At 74.8% G+C, this 16,447-nt stretch carries 15 protein-coding genes and 1 pseudogene; 12 read left to right on the top strand and 4 right to left on the bottom strand.

The annotated features are described in order from the left end of the window. Positions 1–28: 28 nt before the first annotated feature. From FSW04_RS18405 to FSW04_RS18370, 8 genes are all read left to right on the top strand, one after another. The gene (locus FSW04_RS18405; protein ID WP_146921713.1) at positions 29–1,474 is read left to right on the top strand and encodes a sensor histidine kinase; all 1,446 of its coding nucleotides are present in this window, start codon (positions 29–31) and stop codon (positions 1,472–1,474) included. After that, complete coding sequence (locus tag FSW04_RS18400) at positions 1,471–2,148, top strand: response regulator transcription factor (RefSeq protein WP_146921712.1); 678 nt, start codon at positions 1,471–1,473, stop codon at positions 2,146–2,148. Before FSW04_RS18405 ends, FSW04_RS18400 begins: the two co-directional genes overlap by 4 nt. Positions 2,149–2,353: 205 nt before the next feature. Continuing rightward, positions 2,354–2,443 (top strand): potassium-transporting ATPase subunit F, encoded by a 90-nt coding sequence (locus tag FSW04_RS18395; protein ID WP_146921711.1) that lies wholly within the window; start codon positions 2,354–2,356, stop codon positions 2,441–2,443. A 3-nt stretch (positions 2,444–2,446) separates the two neighbouring features. Then, positions 2,447–4,186, top strand: a complete 1,740-nt coding sequence (gene kdpA / locus FSW04_RS18390; protein WP_146921710.1) for a potassium-transporting ATPase subunit KdpA — start codon at positions 2,447–2,449, stop codon at positions 4,184–4,186. A gap of 3 nt (positions 4,187–4,189) precedes the next feature. Then, complete coding sequence (locus FSW04_RS18385; RefSeq protein WP_146921709.1) at positions 4,190–4,837, top strand: potassium-transporting ATPase subunit C; 648 nt, start codon at positions 4,190–4,192, stop codon at positions 4,835–4,837. Continuing rightward, the gene (gene kdpB / locus FSW04_RS18380) at positions 4,834–6,894 is read left to right on the top strand and encodes a potassium-transporting ATPase subunit KdpB (protein ID WP_146921708.1); all 2,061 of its coding nucleotides are present in this window, start codon (positions 4,834–4,836) and stop codon (positions 6,892–6,894) included. Before FSW04_RS18385 ends, kdpB begins: the two co-directional genes overlap by 4 nt. Position 6,895: 1 nt before the next feature. Further along, the gene (locus FSW04_RS18375; protein ID WP_228430563.1) at positions 6,896–8,038 is read left to right on the top strand and encodes a sensor histidine kinase KdpD; all 1,143 of its coding nucleotides are present in this window, start codon (positions 6,896–6,898) and stop codon (positions 8,036–8,038) included. Continuing rightward, positions 8,035–8,610: a universal stress protein gene (locus tag FSW04_RS18370; protein WP_146921707.1), complete on the top strand. Its 576-nt coding sequence runs from the start codon at positions 8,035–8,037 to the stop codon at positions 8,608–8,610. Before FSW04_RS18375 ends, FSW04_RS18370 begins: the two co-directional genes overlap by 4 nt. Before the next feature lie 129 nt (positions 8,611–8,739). Here the strand turns inward: FSW04_RS18370 and FSW04_RS18365 are convergent, their stop codons facing one another. Next, positions 8,740–9,603, bottom strand: a complete 864-nt coding sequence (locus tag FSW04_RS18365; RefSeq protein ID WP_146921706.1) for a calcium-binding protein — start codon at positions 9,601–9,603, stop codon at positions 8,740–8,742. 161 nt (positions 9,604–9,764) lie between these two features. On the opposite strand from FSW04_RS18365, the gene FSW04_RS18360 reads away from it, so the two are divergent. From FSW04_RS18360 to FSW04_RS18350, 3 genes and pseudogenes are all read left to right on the top strand, one after another. Further along, positions 9,765–10,184, top strand: coding sequence for a calcium-binding protein (locus tag FSW04_RS18360; RefSeq protein WP_228430562.1), 420 nt, complete (start codon positions 9,765–9,767; stop codon positions 10,182–10,184). Between the two features lie 22 nt (positions 10,185–10,206). Continuing rightward, a pseudogene (locus tag FSW04_RS18355) lies at positions 10,207–10,868 on the top strand (response regulator transcription factor). A 5-nt stretch (positions 10,869–10,873) separates the two neighbouring features. Beyond that, positions 10,874–12,247, top strand: coding sequence for a HAMP domain-containing sensor histidine kinase (locus tag FSW04_RS18350; RefSeq protein WP_146921704.1), 1,374 nt, complete (start codon positions 10,874–10,876; stop codon positions 12,245–12,247). A 91-nt stretch (positions 12,248–12,338) separates the two neighbouring features. Here the strand turns inward: FSW04_RS18350 and FSW04_RS18345 are convergent, their stop codons facing one another. After that, positions 12,339–14,411: an ATP-dependent helicase gene (locus FSW04_RS18345; protein ID WP_146921703.1), complete on the bottom strand. Its 2,073-nt coding sequence runs from the start codon at positions 14,409–14,411 to the stop codon at positions 12,339–12,341. Positions 14,412–14,512: 101 nt separating this feature from the next. On the opposite strand from FSW04_RS18345, the gene FSW04_RS26280 reads away from it, so the two are divergent. Next, complete coding sequence (locus FSW04_RS26280) at positions 14,513–14,653, top strand: hypothetical protein (RefSeq protein ID WP_187368902.1); 141 nt, start codon at positions 14,513–14,515, stop codon at positions 14,651–14,653. A gap of 8 nt (positions 14,654–14,661) precedes the next feature. On the opposite strand, the gene folE is transcribed toward FSW04_RS26280, so the two are convergent. Both folE and FSW04_RS18335 read right to left on the bottom strand, forming a co-directional pair. Further along, on the bottom strand, positions 14,662–15,246 hold the full coding sequence (folE, locus tag FSW04_RS18340; RefSeq protein ID WP_407652999.1) for a GTP cyclohydrolase I FolE: 585 nt from the start codon (positions 15,244–15,246) through the stop codon (positions 14,662–14,664). A gap of 79 nt (positions 15,247–15,325) precedes the next feature. Further along, the gene (locus FSW04_RS18335) at positions 15,326–16,360 is read right to left on the bottom strand and encodes a metallophosphoesterase (protein WP_146921702.1); all 1,035 of its coding nucleotides are present in this window, start codon (positions 16,358–16,360) and stop codon (positions 15,326–15,328) included. Positions 16,361–16,447 lie beyond the last annotated feature (87 nt).

Here is a 16,447-nt window from a genome sequence, read left to right as displayed (position 1 = left end):
CGAGGGCGCGGGCGCGTACGCTGGCGTCATGCCCACCGGTCGCGAGCCGCTCCTGCTGCGCGAGGTGCGGCCGCCGACGGCCGCGGGCGTCGCGGTGGCGGTGGCGGGGATCGCCGCCGCGACCGGGCTGATCTTCGGCCTGCGCCAGGTCGCGCCGGTGCTCTCGCTCGGCGTCGTCTACCTGCTCGTGGTCCTGGCGGTCTCGGCGTACTGGGGCCTGGTGCTGGGCCTGGCGACGTCGGTGCTCAGCGCGCTGGCCTTCAACTTCTTCCACATCCCGCCCACGGGGCGGCTGACGATCTCCGACGGCGGCAACTGGGTCGCGCTCGGGGCGTTCGTCGTCGCCGCGGCCGCCGTGAGCGCCGTGTCCGAGCTGGCCCGCGAGCGGGCCGCCGAGGCCCAGCAGCGCCGGGAGGAGGCCGACCTGGCCGCCGTCGCCGCCCGCGCGCTGCTGGGCGGAGCGAGCCTGGCCGACGGCCTCGCCCAGACCGGGCAGCGCATCGCCGCCGCGCTCGGGCTCGCCTCGGCGACCCTCGCGCTCGGCGAGTGCGCGCCCGGCGAGGACCGCTCGGCCTACCCGCTGCGCGCCGGCGGGCGCGTGCTCGGCACGCTCGTCCTGCCGGGCACGCTTCGCCCCGGCGTCGAGGCGCGGCTGCGCGAGCGGATCGTGCCGTCGCTCGAGGCCGTCCTGGGGGCGGCCGTCGAGCGCGAGGCGCTGCAGGCGGGTGTGGTGGAGACGGCGGCGCTGCGGCGCAGCGACGACCTCAAGACGGCGATCCTGCGCGCCGTCTCCCACGACCTGCGCTCGCCCCTGACCGCGATGATCAGCTCGGGTGAGGCCCTCGGCTCGCCGTCGCTGACCGCGGAGGAGCGCAGCGAGCTCAGCCGCGCGGTCGTGGAGGAGGGCGCCCGCCTGGAGCGGCTGATCGGCAAGCTGCTGGACCTCTCGCGCCTGCAGGCGGGGGAGGCCGCGCCGCGCCTGGAGTGGGTCGACCTCGAGGAGGTGCTGGCCGCCGCCCGCGACCACGTCGCGACGCCCGCGCTCGTGACGCTGCAGCTCGACCCCGGCCTGCCGCCGCTTCGCGCCGACGCCGCCCAGCTCGAGCGCGCGCTGGGCAACCTCATCGAGAACGCGCTGGCCCACGGCGGCGGCCAGCCGGTCTCCGTGCGCGCCCGGGTCGTGGGGCCGCGGCTGGTCATCCGGGTCGTGGACCGCGGGCCGGGGATCCCCGCCGCCGAGCAGGAGCGGATCTTCGAGCCGTTCTATCGCGCGCCGGCCCGCGGGGCGCGCGCGCCGCTGGGCTCGGGCCTGGGGCTGGCGATCGTGCGCGGCTTCGTGGTGGCCAACGGCGGGACGGTTCGGGTCGAGTCGCTGCCGGGCCAGGGGGCGAGCTTCGTGGTGGAATTTCCGCTGGCAGCCGCCGAACCGGCGCATCGCCCCGCCGCCGACGTCGGCGCCGGAGACGCCCGATGACCGGGCGGCGCATCCTGGTGTGCGACGACGAGCCCCAGATCCTGCGGGCGCTGAAGGTCATCCTCCGCGACGCCGGCTTCGAGGCCGTGCCGGCCGAGACCGCCGAGGAGGCCCTGGACCGCGCGGCCGTGCACCCGCCCGACGCGGCGATCCTCGATCTCGTGCTGCCCGACGGCGACGGCGTGGAGGTCTGCCGCGAGATCCGCCGCTGGAGCCGGATGCCGATCCTCGTGCTCAGCGCCGTGGGCGAGGAGGACGCCAAGGTCCGCGCGCTGGAGGCCGGCGCCGACGACTACGTGACCAAGCCGTTCGGCGCGCGTGAGCTCGTCGCCCGGCTGCAGGCCGCGCTGCGGCGCGTCGGCGAGGGTCCCGACGAGCCGACGATCGCGGCCGAGGGGCTGGAGCTCGACCTCGCGGCGCGCACCGTGCGCCGCGACGGCGCGGAGGTGCACCTGACCCCGATCGAGTTCCGCCTCCTCGAGACGCTCGCGCGCAACCGCGGGCGGCTCATGACCCACCGGGCGCTGCTCGTCGAGGTGTGGGGCCCCGAGTACGCCGACGACGTGACGGTCCTGCGCGGTCACATCGCCAACCTGCGCCGCAAGATCGAGCCGCCCGAGGGCCCGCGCTACGTGCGCACCGATCCCGGCGTGGGCTACCGGTTCGCCGCCTAGCGGCGGCCCGGATCGTCGCGGCCAGCTGGGCCGCCGGCCCCGGCCCCCGGCCGATCTGTACGTGATCTGTACGCGCGGGGCCGCCGGGCCCACGCGCGCCGTACGGGGCCGGACGCATGCTGAGGGCCATGGACGTCATCGCCATCCTCCTCCTGGTCGCGGTCTTCGCATCGCTGGCGGGTCTGATCGAGCTGCTGGACCGCGTATGAAGGGCTCGGACCTGTTCGGCCTGATCGTGTGCGTCCTCGTCCTCGGCTACCTCCTGTATGCGCTGCTGCGCGGGGAGCGGTTCTAGGCGATGGTTCAGGGCTTCCTCCAGATCGCGCTCTTCTGCGCGATCCTCGTCGCGGTCGCGCCCTTCATGGGCGCCTACATGGCCCGCGTGTTCTCGGACGAGCGCGTCATCCTGACGCCCGTCCTGGCCCCGGTCGAGCGCAGCCTGTACCGGCTCTTCCGCCTCGGGGCGGGTGGGGTCCCGGTCGAGCAGGACTGGAAGGCCTACGCCCGGTCGCTGGTCGTCGTCTCGGTCCTCTTCGTGCTGCTGCTCTACGTCATCCTGCGCACGCAGGGCATCCACCCGTTCAACCCAGAAGGCTTCCGGTCCGGGACGTGGGACGTCTCGTTCAACACCGCGTCGTCCTTCCTGACGAACACGAACTGGCAGTTCTACGGCGGGGAGACGACGATGTCGTACTTCTCGCAGATGGCCGGTCTGGCCGTCCAGAACTTCGTCTCGGCCGCGGTCGGCATCGCCGTCCTCGTCGCGCTCATCCGCGGCATCGCCGCCCGCCACGGCAGGGGGTCGCTGGGCAACTTCTACAAGGACCTGACCCGGATCATCCTGTACATCCTGGTTCCGCTGTCGGTGCTCGCCACCGTCGTCCTGGTCTCCCAGGGCGTCGTGCAGACGCTGGGCGGCACGGTCGGCGGCATCGCCCGCGGGCCGGTCGCCTCGCAGGAGGCCATCAAGATGCTCGGGACCAACGGGGGCGGGTTCTTCAGCGTCAACTCGGCCTACCCGTTCGAGAACCCGACGGCGTTCTCCAACGCCTTCGAGATGTTCCTCATCCTGCTGATCCCGGCCTCCCTGCCGTTCACGTTCGGCCGCATGGTGGGCAACCGCCGCCAGGGCTGGACGATCTTCGGCGCGATGTCCTTCCTGTTCGTCGTCAGCGTCGTCGTGGTCTACCTCGCCGAGCTGCACGGCACGCCCGCGCAGCACCTGGCGGGCCTGGACACCGGCCACGTCGGCGGCAGCACGGGCGGCAACCTGGAGGGCAAGGAGCAGCGCTTCGGCATCGCGTCGTCCTCGCTGTTCACGGCGATCACCACTGTGGTCTCATGCGGCGCGGTCAATACGGCGTTCGAGTCGCTCACCGGCCTCGGGGGCCTGGTGCCGATGGTCAACCTCGGCTACAGCGAATCGGTCTTCGGCGGCGTCGGCACCGGCCTGTACATGATGTTGTTGTTCGTCCTGCTCGCCGTGTTCGTCGGCGGCCTGATGGTCGGGCGCACGCCGGAGTACCTGGGCAAGAAGCTCGAGCCCAAGGACGTCAAGCTCGTCTCGATCGGCGCGTTGTTCACCGCCCTCATCGTCCTCGTGCTCACCGCCCTGGCGCTCAGCACCAAATACGGCGGCCCGTCGATCCACGCCTCCGGCCCGCAGGGCTTCAGCGAGACGTTCTACGCCTACCTCTCGCAGGCCAACAACAACGGCTCGGCGTTGGCGGGCTACACCGGCTACCTGCAGCCCAACGCCCCCGGCAACGCCGGCGCCCACGGGGTCAGCTTCGCCGACCTCATGGGCGGCTTCGCGATGCTGTTCGGCCGCTTCGTGCCGATCCTCGCCGTGCTCGCGGTCGCCGGCGGCCTGGCGCGCAAGAAGGTCTCGCCGGCCGGCCTGGGGACGATGCGCACCGACACGCCGACGTTCGGCGTGCTGCTGGTCGGCGTCGTGGTGCTCATCGGCGCCCTGACGTTCCTGCCGGCCTTCCTGCTGGGCCCGATCGTCCAGTCCCTCACGACCAACCTCTTCTAGGACATGCACAAGGATCTCATCCGCGGCTCGCTGGTCGTGATCGTCCTCACCGTCCTGCTCGGGCTCGCCTACCCGCTGGCCATGACCGGGATCGCCCAGGTCGCGTTCCCGGGCCGGGCCGACGGCTCGCTCGTCCGGTCCGGCGGCACGGTGACCGGCTCGACGCTGCTGGGCCGGGCCTGGCGGAAGCCGGTGCTCGACGCCGCCGGGAAGCCCACCAGGGACGCCGACGGCAATCCGGTCAACGAGGCCGACCCGCGGTACTTCCAACCGCGACCGTCGGCGACGGGCTACAGCGCCACGGTGACGTACTTCGGCAACCACGGGCCCAACCAGCGCTCGTCGCGCGCGCTGACACGACAGAACCTGCAGGCCTACCTCGACCTCGAGCGGCCCTACGACCACGATCTGACCGCCGGCCGGGTGCCGGTCGACGCGGCGACGTTCAGCGCCTCCGGCGTGGACCCGCACATCTCGCAGGCCAACGCCGCGATCCAGGCGCACCGCGTCGCCGCGGTCCGCCATCTCTGGCCGGCCGCGGTCACCCGGCTCATCGACCGGAGCACCGACGGCCGCGGCCTCGGCGTCTTCGGCGAGCCGGGCGTGAACGTCACCAAGCTCAACCTCGCCCTCGACCAGGAAGCCCGATGACCCAGCAGCGATCGTCCCTGTTCGGCGCGGAGATCGTCCGCCCGGCGGTCCTCGCGTCCCTGGCCAAGCTCGACCCGCGCGTCCAGGTCCGCAACCCGGTGATGTTCGTGGTCGAGATCGGTGCGCTGATCACCACGGGCGCCTGGCTCATCCAGCTCTTCGGCGGATCATCGCTCGGCGGGGGGCACGAGCCGGCCTGGTTCACGTTCACCGTCGCGGTGTGGCTGTGGATGACCGTGGTCTTCGCCAACCTGGCCGAGGCGCTGGCCGAGGGTCGCGGCAAGGCCCAGGCCGACACGCTGCGCGCGATGCGCTCCCACACCGTGGCCACCATGCGCGACGGCTCCACGCGCGCGGCCGCCGAGCTGCACCGCGGCGACGTGGTCGTCGTGCAGGCCGGGGACGTCATCCCGGGCGATGGCACCGTCATCGAGGGCATCGCCACCGTCGACGAGTCGGCGATCACCGGCGAGTCCGCGCCGGTCATCCGCGAGTCCGGCGGCGACCGCAGCGCGGTCACCGGCGGCACCCGCGTGCTCAGCGACCACATCCTGGTGGAGATCACCCAGGAGCCCGGTCGGTCGTTCCTGGACCGCATGATCGCGCTGGTCGAGGGGGCCGAGCGGCGCAAGACGCCGAACGAGATCGCGCTGAACATCCTGCTCGCCGGCCTGACGATCGTCTTCCTGATCGTCGTGGCCACCCTGCTGCCCCTCGCGCGCTTCGCGGGCTCGGACATCTCGCTGACGACGCTCATCGCGCTGCTCGTCGCGCTCATCCCCACGACGATCGGCGCGCTGCTGTCGGCGATCGGCATCGCCGGCATGGACCGCCTCGTGCGCCGCAACGTGCTCGCCCTGTCGGGCCGTGCGGTCGAGGCCTCCGGCGACGTCGACGTCCTCCTGCTCGACAAGACCGGCACGATCACGCTCGGCAACCGCCAGGCGGCGGAGCTCGTGCCGATGCCGGGCGTGACCGAGGCCGAGCTGGCCGAGGCCGCGCAGCTCAGCTCGCTGGCCGACGAGACGCCGGAGGGCCGCTCGATCGTCGTGCTGGCCAAGCAGCACGGGTTGCGCGAGCGTCAGCTCGGCGCGCACGAGGCGGGCTTCGTGCCGTTCACGGCCCAGACGCGCATGAGCGGCATCGACTACGACGGCACGCGCCTGCGCAAGGGCGCCTCCGACGCCGTGATCGCCTTCGTCCGCGCCGAGGGCGGCCAGATCCCCGCCGAGCTCGACGGCGCCGTCGCGCGCATCGCCCGCGAGGGCGGCACGCCGCTGGCCGTGGCCCGCGACAGCCAGGTCCTGGGCGTCATCCACCTCAAGGACACCGTCAAGGAGGGGATGAAGGCGCGCTTCGACCAGCTGCGCGCGATGGGCATCCGCACCGTGATGGTCACCGGCGACAACCGGCTGACGGCCGCCAGGATCGCCGAGGAGGCCGGCGTCGACGACTTCCTGGCCGAGGCGACGCCGGAGCGCAAGATGGAGCTCATCCGCGCCGAGCAGGCCGAGGGCCGTCTCGTCGCGATGACCGGCGACGGCACCAACGACGCGCCGGCGCTCGCGCAGGCCGACGTCGGCGTCGCGATGAACACCGGCACCCAGGCCGCCCGCGAGGCGGGCAACATGGTGGACCTCGACTCAAACCCGACCAAGCTCATCGAGATCGTCGAGGTCGGTAAGCAGCTGCTCATCACCCGTGGGGCGCTGACCACGTTCTCCATCGCCAACGACGTGGCCAAGTACTTCGCCATCCTGCCCGCGATCTTCGTGGCCACCTACGCCACGGCCGGCCACGCCAAGGGCCCGCTCGACGCCCTGAACGTCATGCACCTGGGGACGCCGCAGTCGGCGATCATCTCGGCGATCGTCTTCAACGCGATCGTCATCCCGATGCTCGTGCCCATCGCCCTGCGCGGCGTGGCCTACCGCGCCGTCGGCGCCACCGCCCTCCTGCGCCGCAACCTGCTCGTGTACGGCCTCGGCGGCCTCGTCGCGCCGTTCATCGGCATCAAGCTCATCGACCTCGTCGTGCACAACGTGCTCGGGGCGTGACGTGATCGACGCCGGCCGTGGACATCTCAAGGTGTTCCTCGGCATGGCCGCCGGGGTCGGCAAGACGGTGCGCATGCTCGACGACGGACGGGCCGAGCTCGAGGGCGGCCGGGACGTCGTCGTCGGGCTGCTGGAGACCCACGGCCGGACCGACACGGCCGACCGCGCCGTGGGGCTGGAGATCCTGCCGCGACGGCGGATCACCTACCGCGGCTCGACGTTCGAGGACCTCGACCTGCCGGCCGTGCTCGCGCGCGCGCCCGAGCTGTGCCTCGTCGACGAGCTGGCCCACACCAATGCGCCGGGCCTCGAGCACGCCAAGCGCCACGAGGACGTCCGCCAGATGCTGGACGCGGGCATCGACGTCCTCTCCACGATGAACGTCCAGCACCTCGAGTCGCTCAACGACAAGATCGCCGAGCTGTCCGGCGTGAGGGTCCGTGAGACCGTGCCCGACTCCGTGCTCGCGCAGGCCGACGAGATCGTGCTCGTCGACGTGACCCCCGAGGCGCTGCTGGAGCGCCTGCGGGCGGGCAAGGTCTACCCGGAGGCGCGCATCGACGCCGCGCTGAACAACTTCTTCCGCATCGAGAACCTCAACGCGCTGCGCGAGACCGCGCTGCGCCAGGTCGCCGAGAGCGTCGAGGCGCGCCGCGCCGCGCCCGAGGAGCGCCCCTCGCGCGACGGCGACAACGTCGGCGCCGGGATGGCCCAGGCCGTCGGCGAGCGCCTCCTGGCGCTCGTGGAGCCCCGTCCGGAGGCGCAGCGCCTCGTGCGACGCGCGTGGCGCTCGGCGCAGCGTCTCAGCGCCCCGCTGGACCTGCTGTGGGTCGCGCCGTCAGCCGCGCCGTCGGGCCAGGAGGTCGAGGCCCTGCGGGCGCTGCAGGCGCTGCGCCAGCTGGCGTCGGTGCTCGGCGCCACGCTGCTCGTCGAGCCCGGCGACGACGTCGCGCAGACCGTCGCCCGGGTCGCGCACGAGCGCGGCATCACCTACATCCTGCTGGGCGCGTCGCGCCCGGCCCGCGGCCTCGCGCGCCTGCGCGAGCCGCTGCCCCTGCGCATCATGCGCCTCGCCCCGGGCGTGGACGTGCGCATCGTCGCCGACCGCGCCCGCCTGCGGGCGCGCAACGGAGGTCACGCATGATCGTGCTCGTCGTGTTCGTCGTCGTCGCCGCGGCGGCCGTGGCCCTGGCGGGCGGCGTGGCGTGGGAGCGCCGCGGGGCGCCGGGGCGCCGGGAGGTGCGCGCCGCGCGCCCGGAGTCCGTGCGCCGGATCCTGCTGCCGTTCACGGGCGCGTCGATCTCGCGCCGCGCGTTCGACGCCGCGGTGCGGCTGGCCGGCGCCGAGGGCGCGACGCTCATGCCCTGCTACCTGGCGACCGTCCCGCTCAACCTGCCGCTGGAGGCCGCCCTGCCGGCGCAGTGCGCCCGAGCCATGCCGCTGCTGGAGACGATCGAGCAGCGCGCCAGCTCCCAGCACGTCGCGATCGACGCGCGGGTGGCGCGCGGGCGCACCTATCGTGACGCGCTGCGGCGGATGCTCGACGAGGAGCGCTTCGACCGGGTCATCGTGTCGGCCACCAACAACCCGGGCGCGGGCTTCAGCGGCGACGACCTCGTGTGGCTGCTGCGCCGCGCCGACGCCGAGGTGCTCATCCTGCGCCCGGCGCCCGAGGACCACCGCGAGGTGGCGGCGTCGGTGGCCGGTCACTTCTGAGCGGGGAGGGGCGGCGCACCATGTGCGTCGCCCCTCCAGAGCGAGGGGCCCCCAGGCCCTGCGTTCCCCGCGGGTCTCCCCCCGGGCGAGCACCCGCAAGGGAACCTCGCCCCCCGGGCGAGCGTTCCCCTAGGTCGTGACGTTCGCCGCCGCGGGCGCCTGCTGGGCGTCCTCGTTGCGGGACTCGCGCGGGGTCGGGGCCTTGCGCACGACCTTCTCACAGGAGCCGTTGGGGTTCTCGGCGGTCGCGTCGGTGATCACGTCGACGGTGTCGAGCAGCGCGGTGTCGTTGCCGTCGCCGCAGGTGACCCGGTCGACCTCGCCGTCACGGGTGTGGAACACGTCGTTGCCGGGGCCGCCGTCCAGCGTGTCGCCGGCCGTGTCGACCTCGCCGTCGGGTCCCGGATGCACGTCGCCGCGGGCCAGCGCCCACAGGTCGTCGTCGCCCTGGCCACCGGAGGTCGTGTCCTGCCCGAGGTTGGCGAAGATCCGGTCGTTGCCCGGTCCGCCGTCCTGGAGGTCGTCGCCCGTGCCCCCGGCCATCAGGTCGTTGCCGTTCTCGCCGTAGGACGTGTCGTTGCCGCTGCCGCCGTAGATGCGGTCGCGCGAGTCGCCGCCGCGGACGGTGTCGTTGCCCGAGGCGCCGAAGATGCGGTCGAAGGAGGTCAGGTCGCCGGTGCCGTTGGCGTCCCCGGTGATCGTGTCGTCGCCCGAGCCGCCGTTGAGCCAGTCGTTGCCCTGGACGCCGGCGATCGTGTCGTTGCCCGGGCCGCCGAAGACGCGGTCGTTGCCCGCGCCGCCGCTGAGCTGGTCGTCGCCGGAGCGGCCGAAGATCCGGTCGTTGCCGCCGTTGCCGTTGATCCTGTCGGCCACGCGGGTGCCGACGAGGCGCTCGTTGCCCGGACCGCCGTTGATCGTGGCGGCCAGCGCGGTGCCGGCCGGGATGAGCGCGAGCGCGGCGCCCACGCCGATGATGGACGTGCGAACCTGCATGGAGTTCCTCCTGGTCGCTTCCTGGGTGCTGTCCGAGGAGCATCACCCGCCGCGGCCTGCCCACCGAGCGCCTCTCAGGGAGTCCTCACGCTCCATGAGGAACACATGAGACCTGCAGCGGGCATGCTGTGCGTGCGCGAAGCTGCGCCATCCTCTGCACCGTGACCCGCCGCCCCGCCGCCCTCCTCGCGCTCCTCGCCGTCCTCGGCGGGTCCACCGCCGCGGTCGCCGCGACCGGCCCGCGGCTGCAGATCGGCACGCGGGGCCCCGACGTCCTGGTGGGCGGCCCGGGCCGCGACCGGATCCTGGGCCGCGGCGGCGCCGACCGCATCCGCGGCCGCGCGGGCGCCGACATCCTCAACGGTGGCCCGGGCAACGACGTGGTCTTCGGCGACGCGGGCAACGACCTCATCATCGGCGGTCCCGGGCAGGACACGCTGCTGGGCGGCGCGGGCAACGACGTGATCCGCGCCCGCGACGGGTTCGCCGACACCATCAGCTGCGGGGCGGGCCGCGACCGCGTCATCGCCGACGCGCTCGACGTCGTGGCCGGCGACTGCGAGGTCGTGCGGCGTGGGTGACCCGCCGGCGGCGGGGCCCGTGGTGCTGCTGGTCGACGACGACGCGGGGATCCGGCGCAGCGTCGGGGCGGGGCTCGAGCTCGAGGGGTTCGCGGTCGTGGCCGCCTCGGGCGGGCGCGCGGCGCTGGAGGCGTGCGAGCGGATGCGCCCGCGGTCGTGCTGCTGGACCTCTCCATGCCCGACCTGGACGGCCTGGAGGTCATCCGGTGCCTGCGCGCGGCCGGCGATCACGTGCCGATCTGCGTGCTCTCCGCGCGCGACGACGTCGACGACCGGGTGCGCGGCCTGCAGGCGGGGGCCGATGACTACGTCGTCAAGCCGTTCGCCCTCGAGGAGGTCGCGGCGCGCCTGCATGCGCTGCTGCGCCGCCGCCCGGCCGGCGAGGACGAGGCGCTCGAGGTCGGCGACCTGCGCCTGGACCCGCGGGCGCGCACCGCGGTGCGTGGAGGCCGCGATCTCGACCTGACGCGCCGCGAGTTCGAGCTGCTGGCGCTGCTCATGCGCCACCCGGGCGAGGTGCTGGACCGCGCCCGGCTGCACGAGGACGTCTGGGGCTACACGTTCGACCCGGGCACGAACGTCGCCGACGTCTTCGTCGGCTACCTGCGGCGCAAGCTCGAGGCCGAAGGCGAGCCGCGTGTGCTGCACACGGTCCGCGGGGTCGGCTTCGTCCTGCGAGGCTGACGCGCTTGCGCAGTCTCCGCGGCCGGCTGACGCTGGGCATCCTGATCGTCCTGACGGCGGTCCTGGTGGTCGCCGGCCTGCTCGTGTCCCGGCTCGTCGCGCAGTCCGAGCGCGCGGCGCTCGACGACCGGCTCGAGCGCACGGCCGAGCTCTCGCGCGGCACGGCGCGGGCGGCCGTCCAGGAGGAGGTGCCGGGCGACGACCGGCGCCTGGACGACGTGCTGTCGGCGACGGGCAGCTCGCTGCGCCTGCTGTTCGGGTCCAGCGTCCTGCTCGATGCCGGGATCCCGCCGCCCGCCCACGCGCGGCTGACGCCGGGGCTGCACACGTTCCGCGCCGGGGGCAAGAGCTACCGGGCCTACGTCACGACGCTGAGCGACAAGGAGCTGGGCGGGCTGGCGCGGATCGAGGCCGTGACGCCGCTGGCGGGCCTGCAGCGCCGCCAGCACCGCCTGGACCGCCAGCTGCTCGGCCTCGGGCTCGTGACGCTCCTGGTCGCCGGCGCGGGCGTCTGGCTGGCCGCCGAGCTGCTGCTGCGCCCGCTGCGGCGCCTGCGCGCCGTGGCCTCGAGCATCGCGGGCGACCAGGACCTCAGCCGCCGCGTGCCGCCCGACGACGGGCCGGCCGAGCTGCGGTCGCTGGCGGCCAGCTTCAACGCCATGCTCGCCCGCCTGGGCCGCTCGGCGCAGGACCGCGAGCGGGCGCTGGAGGCCACGCGGCGCTTCGCCGCCGACGCCGGGCACGAGCTGCGCACGCCGCTGACCTCCGTGCAGGCCACGCTGTCGACGCTCCGTCGCCATCCCGAGCTGCCCGAGCCTCGGCGCGAGGCGATGCTCGGCGACGCGCTGGACGAGCAGCGCCGCCTCGTCGAGCTGCTCGACGGCCTGCAGGCGCTGGCCCGCGGCGAGGCCGCGCCCGCCGAGCACGTCACCGTCGACCTCGTGGAGGTCGTCGACGCGGCCGTCGGCGCCGTCGCCGCGCGCCATCCCCCGGTGGCGCTGGTCGCCGACCTGCCGGGCACGCCGGTGCTCGTCGGCGGCTGGGAGCCGGGCCTGCGGCTGCTGGCCGAGAACCTGGTGGAGAACGCGGCGCGCCACGGCCGCGCCGCCGGCCGCGTGCAGGTCACGCTGACGCCCGAGGCGGTCCTGCGGGTCGAGGACGACGGCCCCGGCGTGCCGCCGGACGAGCGCGACCGGGTCTTCGAGCCCTTCGCGCGCGTCGACGGCGGCGACGCGCCGGGCTCGGGCCTCGGCCTCGCGCTCGTGGCCCAGCAGGCCCGCCACCACGGCGCGACCGTGACGGTCGGCGACGCCGCGCTGGGGGGCGCGTCGTTCCAGGTGGACTTCGGCGCGGCGCGGGCCGGCGGGACGCGCGCGTAGCGCGGTGCGGGCGGACGGGCGCGTCCGGCCTGCCGCGCGGTCGGATGGCGCGTTCGCGTGGTGATGCCCCACGTCCGCGCCACACGCGCCCTCAGGCGAACAGCTCGTCCACCGACACGGTGATCCTCGCCTGCGCGCCGGGGGCGGGGACCGGTGCGGCGGCGGCGGGGTCGTCGGCCAGGTGGACGACCTCGCACAGCGCCTGGACGTCGGGCGACAGGAACCGCGAGGCCTTGCCGTAGCCGTGGCCGTCGTCGCGCCCGGTGGGGCGGTGGTAGTAGCGGCGCGGGACGTAGACGGTCAGCGAGCGGCGCGCCCGCGTCAGCGCGACGTAGAGCAGGCGGCGCTCCTCGGCGATGCTCTCCTTCGTGCCCACGGCCATGCACGCCGGGAAGTTGCCGTCGTAGGCAGCGATGACGTGCACCGACTGCCACTCCAGCCCCTTGGCCGAGTGCACGGTCGACAGCACGAGCCAGTCGTCGTCGAGGTGGGGCGCGACCGCGAGGTCGCTCGACGAGGACGGCGGGTCGATGACGAGCTCGGCCACGAACGTGCGCAGGTCGGCCGCCTCGCCGGCCAGGCCGCACAGCGCGTCGAGATCCTGGAGGCGCACGGCGCCGTCGGGGTACTTGGCCCGCACGAGCGGGGCCAGCGCGTCGCGCAGCCGCTCGGCCCCCGCCGCGGCGCCGGCGTCCTGGGCGCCGGCCAGCGCGGCGACGAGCGCGTCGCCATGCTCCCGGGCGCCCGAGGGCAGCTCCGCCCGCGCGGTCTCCCAGCGCGCCGGCAGCTCGGCCGCCGGCGGCGGGCCGCCCGCGAGCAGGTGGTCGAGGGCCCGGCGGGCCCGGTTGGGCCCGACGCCCTCGAGCAGCAGCAGGACACGGAACCACGACATCTCGTCGCCGAGGCGGTCCGTCAGCCGCAGCACGGCCAGGAAGTCCTTGACGTGGGCGGCCTCCAGGTAGCGCAGGCCGCCGTACTTGACGTAGGGGATCCGCCGCCGCGACAGCTCAAGCTCGAGCAGGTCGGTGTCGTGGCCCGTGCGGGCCAGGACCGCCTGCTCGCGCAGGAGCATCCCCTCCTCGCGGGCGGCCAGCACCCGGTCGCACACCTCGGCGGCCTCGTGGGTCTGGTCGCGGCAGAACACCAGCCGCGGGACCTCGCCGCCGCCCCGCTGGGCGCGAAGGACCTTCGGGAAGCCGTCGGCGTCCTGGGCGGCGACCGCGTTGGCGACGTCGAGCAGGCCCTGGCCGGAGCGGTAGTTGCGCTCCAGCGTGACCGTCGCGGCCCCGGCGAACTGCGCCGGGAAGCCGAGGATGTGCCCGGCCGAGGCCGACCGGAACCCGTAGATGGCCTGGAAGTCGTTGCCGACCGCGGTGACCGTGCAGCCGTGGTCGGCCAGGCCGGCGACGATGTCGACCTGCAGGCCGTTGACGTCCTGGTACTCGTCGACGAGGACGTGGTCGATGCCCTGCGCGATGTGGCGCCCCGCGGCCGGGTCGAGCACGAGCGCGCGCCAGTACAGCAGGAGGTCGTCGAGGTCCAGCACGCCCAGCTCCCGCTTGCGCGCGGCGAACGCCCGGAAGAGCTCGGCCAGCGCGTCGCCGTGCTCCTCGCACCACGGGAAGTCCGACGCCAGCAGCTCGCGCAGCGGCCGCTGCGCGTTGACCGTCCGCGAGCAGAGGTCGGCCAGCGTGTGCTTGCGCGGGAAGCGGCGCCCCGTCTCGCTCAGGCCCTGCTCCTGGCGGACGAGGTCGAGCAGGTCGGCGGCGTCGGCGGCGTCGAGCAGCGCGAAGTCCTGGGCCAGCCCGAGCGCCGCCGCGTGGGCGCGCACGAGCCGGTGGGCCGCGGCGTGGAACGTGCCGCCGACGACCCGCCGGGCGCCGCCGCCCGGGGCCGACCGCGTCAGCGCCCCGGCCCGTGCGAGCATCTCGCGCGCCGCCCGGCGCGTGAACGTCAGCAGCAGGATGCGCTCGGGTGCGACGCCCTCCTCGATCAGCCACGCCACGCGGGCGCACACCGTCGTCGTCTTGCCGGTCCCGGCACCGGCGAGCACGAGCAGGTGCCCGTCGCGGTGCACGGCGGCCGCGTGCTGCTCCGGGTTGAGGTCGGCCAGCCACGGCGGGGCGTGCGGCTCGGACGTGGGTGAGGCCTCGGACACGAACATGGGTTCGCCCGAGCGTAGGCGCAGGACCAGACGGCATGGCGGCCAGGGTGCGCGGGCGATGCGCTTCGCCCCGGAGGGCCTGCTCGCCCGCCTGCGCCCCCGTGCTCGACGCGGCGCGCCGCGCCCGGCCGGCCGGCGACGCGTTCTTCCCGCCCGTGCCCGAGCCGCACGCCGCCGTGGCCGCGGCCGCTGCGCCCGCACCCGCGCCGCCGGGGCTCCTGCGGCTGCTGCCGGGTCGCTGACGGCGGGCTCAGCCGCGGACGAGCTCGAGGAACTCCTGGCGGGTGCGCGGGTCCTGGCGGACGAGGCCGTGCAACGCGGAGGTCACCGTCCGGCTGCCGGCCTTGCGCACGCCGCGCAGCGTCATGCACAGGTGCTCGGCCTCGAGCACGACCCCGACGCCGCGGGGCTGAAGCGTCGTGTCGATCCAGTCGGCGATCTGGCGCGTCATGCGCTCCTGGACCTGGAGGTCGCGCGCGACGTGCTCGACGACGCGGGCCAGCTTGGAGAGCCCGACGATGCGCTCGCCGGGCAGGTAGGCGATGTGCGCGACGCCCTGGAAGGGCAGCAGGTGGTGCATGCACAGGGAGTGGAACGGCACGTCGCGCACGAGGACGAGCTCGTCGTAGGCGCCCTCGTTGGGGAACGTGGTCACCGTGAACGGCTCGGGGGTCAGCAGCTCGGCGTAGGCCTCGGCCATCCGCCGGGGCGTGTCGGCCAGGCCCTCGTGGCCCAGGTCGGCGCCCAGCGCGATGAGCAGGTCGGCGGCGGCGCGCTGCGCGGCGGGCAGGTCGATCCGGCGGCCCCCGGCACCGTGGCGGGGGTCGAGGTGCAGCGTCTCGGGCCCGTCGGTCAGCTCCTGGATGCTCACGATGCCGCGTGTACGCGCGAGGGGTGCCCCGGCGATCACCGCCTCACGGGCGGGCGAGCGTCTCGGCGTCCAGGCCGTCGAGCAGGCCGATCGACCGCGGCTCCGCGCCCGTCTCGACGAGCACCGCGCCGCCGGGCCAGTAGGGGTGCGGCGGCCCGGCGCCGTGCAGGAGGAGGGCCTCGTAGGTCCAGGCGCCGGTGTTGACGATGCGCGGCCGGCCCCCGGGCCCGGTCCAGAGCTCGGCGTCGTCGCCCTTGACGGGCCCCCGGCGGTGCACGTGGCCGAAGATGACGACCTCGGGATCGACCCCGAGCCGCCGCACGACCCGGGCCAGCGCCGGGACGCTGGCGCGCTGCATCTGGACGCCGAGCAGCCGGGAGGTCAGCGGCGCGAGGTGGTAGCCGCCGCGGCGGCGGGCCACGTGCGGCATCGTCGACACGCGCAGCACCTCGGCGAGGTCCTCGACGACGATCGCCAGCGGGCGCGGCAGCCACCGGGCCAGCAGCGCCTCGATACGGCTCGCCGACGGCGTCCGGCGGATCCGCTCGTACTCGTAGGGCGCGACGGTCTCGGCGGACCCCCGGCGCAGGCGCCCGCGCGTGACCCCGAAGGCCGACTCGGGCAGGAGGTGGCGGTCGAGGTAGTGGCCGTGGGTGGCGAAGACGCCGTCGCCGAGCCAGACCCCCGGGTAGTGCACGCGAACCGGCGCGGGCGCCAGCCAGGAGACGAGCCGGGCCAGCAGCGGCGTGGCGTCGGGCGGGACGACCTGGTCGACGGCGACGCGCTCGCGCTCGCGCAGCAGCCATGGGCGCACGAGCGCGCGGTCGTGGTTGCCCGGCACGAGCAGGATCTCGCGATCGGGGCCCATCCGCGCGCCGATGGCGCGCAGCACCGGCTCGGTCACGGCGATCGCGATCTCGTCGCGCTGCTCGGCCAGCTCGATGACGTCGCCGAGCAGTACGAGGCGGTCGATGCCGCCCAGCGCGTCCAGGAGCGCCGCCTGCGCGGCGGGGCGCCGCAGCACGTCGCGGTCCAGGCGGCTGCCGAGGTGCAGGTCGGAGACGACGAGCGTGCGCACCCCTCGACCCTAGGGGGAATCGGGGCGGCTACAGCGCGAGCCGCACGCGGACGGTGCTGCCGTCGCCGAGGCAGCGGATCGCGCGGC

It is taken from the genome of Baekduia soli (assembly GCF_007970665.1).
GTDB classification, from domain to species: domain Bacteria; phylum Actinomycetota; class Thermoleophilia; order Solirubrobacterales; family Solirubrobacteraceae; genus Baekduia; species Baekduia soli.
The sequence above is the reverse complement of the archived record's forward strand: the minus strand, read 5'-3'. Positions and strand labels throughout refer to the sequence as shown.